This window comes from Stieleria sedimenti (assembly GCF_025060895.1).
Taxonomy (GTDB): Bacteria; Planctomycetota; Planctomycetia; order Pirellulales; family Pirellulaceae; genus Stieleria; species Stieleria sedimenti.
The window spans coordinates 4,706-8,834 of record NZ_JANZKV010000360.1; the positions used below are offsets into that span (position 1 = coordinate 4,706).

Annotated in this window: 3 protein-coding genes; all 3 read right to left on the reverse strand. The window is 56.1% G+C overall.

The features are described 5' to 3' along the window. Nucleotides 1-95: 95 nt before the first annotated feature. Entirely contained in the window at nucleotides 96-830 is a 735-nt protein-coding gene (locus NZK35_RS33700) for a putative signal transducing protein (RefSeq protein WP_259636925.1), read from the reverse strand. Nucleotides 831-1,087: 257 nt separating this feature from the next. Then, on the reverse strand, nucleotides 1,088-2,824 hold the full coding sequence (locus tag NZK35_RS33705; RefSeq protein ID WP_259636926.1) for a PQQ-like beta-propeller repeat protein: 1,737 nt from the start codon (nucleotides 2,822-2,824) through the stop codon (nucleotides 1,088-1,090). A 78-nt stretch (nucleotides 2,825-2,902) separates the two neighbouring features. After that, nucleotides 2,903-3,886, reverse strand: coding sequence for a DUF1186 domain-containing protein (locus tag NZK35_RS33710; protein WP_259636927.1), 984 nt, complete (start codon nucleotides 3,884-3,886; stop codon nucleotides 2,903-2,905). Nucleotides 3,887-4,129 lie beyond the last annotated feature (243 nt).

Sequence of the window (4,129 nt, forward strand, 5' to 3'; positions counted from 1 at the left end):
CTTTAGCCGCCCACGGTCGCCGCGTCGCAGCGACCGGGTATCGCCGAACGGCTAAACACCAGCGGATCCTGAATGCCGTTTCAGTGCAACGTCGCTCACAACAGTTGCGACCAGACCACCGCCGCGAAGCCGATCGCGATCAGGCACAAGAACCACGAAACCAGCAAACGCCGATAGAGTCTGGGGTCTCGATAGGCGGCTTTGGGAACTTCGAAGACCAGCAAAAACAGCACGTAGAAGGTCAGCAACGGCGGCAGGATGAAGATTCCGATGACGGCGCCGCGAAAAATGCGTGCAACCAGTTCGGCGTCACGCGAATCTTGCTCAGCCTGATCAGAATCGGTTGGTCGGCCGCGATCATCGTTAGGGATCAGGACCGGCGCGTAGGGATTGGAGCTGGCCGGTTTTCGCGGCGGCTGATCGGCGACGACCATCGGGCCAGACTCTCGGATGACCGGTAATTCTAGCTCGAGTAACGGACGCGAAAGGTCCGATTCGTCCCGAGGCTTTCCGCAGCTCCAGCAGAGATCGAACAACGGTTCGTTGCGTTCGTCACAACGGCTGCACTGCCATGCCGTTCGCTCGCAGCGCTCGATCTCATCCGTTTCCAATATTTTCTTCGCGCGTTCGAAGTCCTCCGGCGCCACCTCCACCCGCACCCGGACGACCGCGGAACCGATGTGGCTGAGCATCGTCGCGACCTCGCCGCCATTGACGACCGCGAAAACCCCGGCGGCATCCAGTCGCGTACGGAGAATTTCTGCTTCAACGGCATTGCTGAAGATCTGCAACGTTCGCACTGATCCGCTCCGAAAAAGGGGGTTGCTCATTCCTTGCTTCAATGTCTCGATCAGTTCTGTTGGATCGGACGCGACCTAGTTCAAGGGTAATCCATAGCGCCACCATAGTATCGCCGCGGCGCCGATATAATAGACGGTCAGTGAGACCAAGAATGCGGTGGTTTCGGTAGCGAAATTTCCCATGCCCTTCCGGTTGTGAATCCATCGTGTCGCAAGTGCCCCCGGGATGGCGGCCGGGAATGCACAGAGAAAGATCCAAGCCGAAACAAGGTTGTGATCACGACAGATCACAAAGTAAACGTAACACATCGCGATGAATCCGGCGGCGGTGGCNNACATCCGGGCCATGTAAAGATGAATTCATTGAGGGCATGAGACAGCAGCGGCCCAGCCGTCATGCAGGTAATCAGGCTAAGCGACAAGAAAACGGCATAGCGTTGCGAACGCAGGGTTCGCGGACCGATTAAACAAGCCACCGCGGTCAAGATCGCAGCGCAAGCATTCGATGCCGTCGTTGCGATCCAACCGTAAATCATCGCCCCAGCGGTCGGCATTCGAAGTGTGTCCTCTGGCCGAATCCCGATCCAATTCCTTTCGGAGCCCGAGGCCGGCTTCGACCTCAATCGGACAGACCGTTGCAAAACGGTCGCAGCGCTGTGGTCGCGGTGGCGCAAATCGACACAGGCTGCTGATGAGTGGTTGCGAACAAAAAGAAGCCCGCGGTGTAACGCCGGTGTCGCCCACGCGGTTTTACCAGCAAGGACACGTGCTCTGCCCAGTTCAGTGTATTGCTCCGGCAACGCTTTCGCGAGAACGAGATCGCCGGTGTCATTGAGCAGGATCAACTTTTCATCGGCAACAATCACCGACGCATGGCCGATTGTTTGCGACTGTTTCATCGTCTCGAATTCCACGCTGCGGCGCGGCTTCGTGTTCCCATTGGACCAAGCGATTTCGCCAGTATAGAAATTCACGCAGCGAAAACTTCCACGCGAAGGATGTCGGGCATTCGACTGGGATTCTTTCAAGTCAAAACCAAAGACATACTCGCCAACCAAAACACTGGATGCGACGTCATTGGACATCGATTCATATTCACCGATCAGTTCGATCGCTGGCGACTGATCGGGTCTGATCCGATACAACTGGCTGCCGCCTTGAAAGGGTGATGAGATCCAGACAAGATCGTTCCGCGTGATCGGCCAGGCAGAATGTTCGTCATAGCCGCGTGACAGCGCGACACGAAACAATTGCGTTCCCGCATGCAGATCAAATCCACAAAGACTGTTTTGCAAAAGTCCGATGACGATCTGTTTTTCGAGAACCGTAACAGGGAGCGCCGACGAATAGCTGGCCGGATCATCACCCGATTTCCAAATCAGCTCTCCGGTCCGTTTGTTCAATGCGATCATGGCGGAGTTTCTGCCTCCAACCGGAAGCAGGATTTTCTCGCCGGCAATGATTGGGCTGCAAGCGTATCCGAATCCCGTGCCGCGCGACTCAAAGCGTTGCGACAGATCGACCGACCAGAGTTCCTCGCCTTCCCAATTCAGACAACCGACCGTCAAGTCGGGACTGGTATAGTAAATGTGTTTCTCGTCAATCGTCGGCGTACTTCGTGGTCCGGGATACATCCCACCGAGTTCGTAGGGGGCATCATATCGATGTTGCCAAAGGGTCGAACCGGTGGTGGCATCCAAACAGAGGACAAATTGACCCGCGAGTGTTTGGTATTGTGTAAACACGCGGCCGTCGAACGCCACGAATGATGAGTAGCCCTGGCCAAGATTGCGGCGCCACAGCACCGGCGGCCCGTGGTTCGGCCACGCGTCGGCCAGATGAATTTCGTCGCTGTGCCCAGTCAGATGGGGTCCCCGGATTGTCGGCCAACCGAGGTCTTCGGCCCCTTGGGGAAGAAATGCGCTCGAGTCAACCGGAGATTGCGGGTCGGAAGATGAGAACCATACCAAGACACACGCAACGATGAGGATGACCGAAGCCGATCCGATCAATCGAGAATGCATGTTTCGCAGTTTTTTCACAAAGCAAACAAACTCGCCCTGGCAGATCGGCGTCGGACTATTGCGGAGATGGGGGGCACATTAGCGCCTCGACGTCAGCCGACAACAATTCTTGTATTTCTTTCCGCTGCCGCACGAACAAGGATCGTTGCGTCCGGGCGTTTTGTCGGTATTTCGAATGGTCCCGACAGGCGGGTGCGGTGTCGGGTGCGGCGCCTCGTTCGTGGTCGTAGAAACCGGGACGGCTTGAGGCTTCGTGACCGACGGTTGAGGAGTCGGTCTTTTCGGTTTGTCTATCGGTGCGAAACAGGCCCACCTACTCAGTTCCTCCACGACATCAAACTCTAAGGGTGGCATTTCATCTGCCTCGCGAATAGAGCTTTCGTCAAAACCGTTGATCGTTTCCTCAAGCTCTTTCTGCGACACGATCCCCTCAGCGACATTCCCCGACGCATAGGCGCGCCGAATGGTCTCCATGGAGTCAGGGACGCCGAAATTGGCCAGTTCCATACAGAGACCGGCGTTTAACTCGTAGCAGGGGAACTCCATCAGCCGATTCAAATGTCGCTCCAGACTCTCGGCGCCGTCTTCGCGACTCAGTCGTCCTTGCCGGTTCAGCAGGAAATAGGTGCAGGCCAACGACCATCTCACGTACTCGTACACGTCCTGGTTTTCGATCAGCTGTCCGATTTGATCGTAATCCGTGCCGATCAATTTGACGATGAGCCGTTGCAAATCGCCATGGATCAGGTCACCGAGCAACGAATTGAGGGCTTCTTGCGGCAACGAAATCGCTTCGATGACTGCCGGTAGGGCGCGCGGGTCACCGATGGCACTGAGCAAATTAAATGCGAAGAATGCACCATCCGTTTCGATGGTGTTCCCCTTCGACGCGTTTTCGGTTTCAGCTCGGAGGATTTCGATCAATCCGGGGACCACGGATTCGCCGCGAGATTGGAGTTCATTCAGCAGAATGCTGGGAAGAACGCCTTTGGGAGCTCTCTTCAGTTCGTCAAGCAATTCGGCATCCGTTTTGCTTTCCAGGCTGGGTGTTGCAGCGTTCACAAACCTTTCAAACCCTGATTCAGAGTCTTGTTTGGGTTGGTTGTCGGTCCCCGACCTGGACGTCGGAGAGCTTCCGGCGAATGGGTTGGGTCGAATCGTTTAGACCGTTACGCCAGACTCGCAACGGTATCGGCATCGATGATGATATCGCCAACGCGCGACAATCGCAAAACCATTGTCCGTGCTATTCGCTCCGAACGCGTCGTCTCCTTTTCCTGCCCCGCATTTTTCTGTCATCTCAGC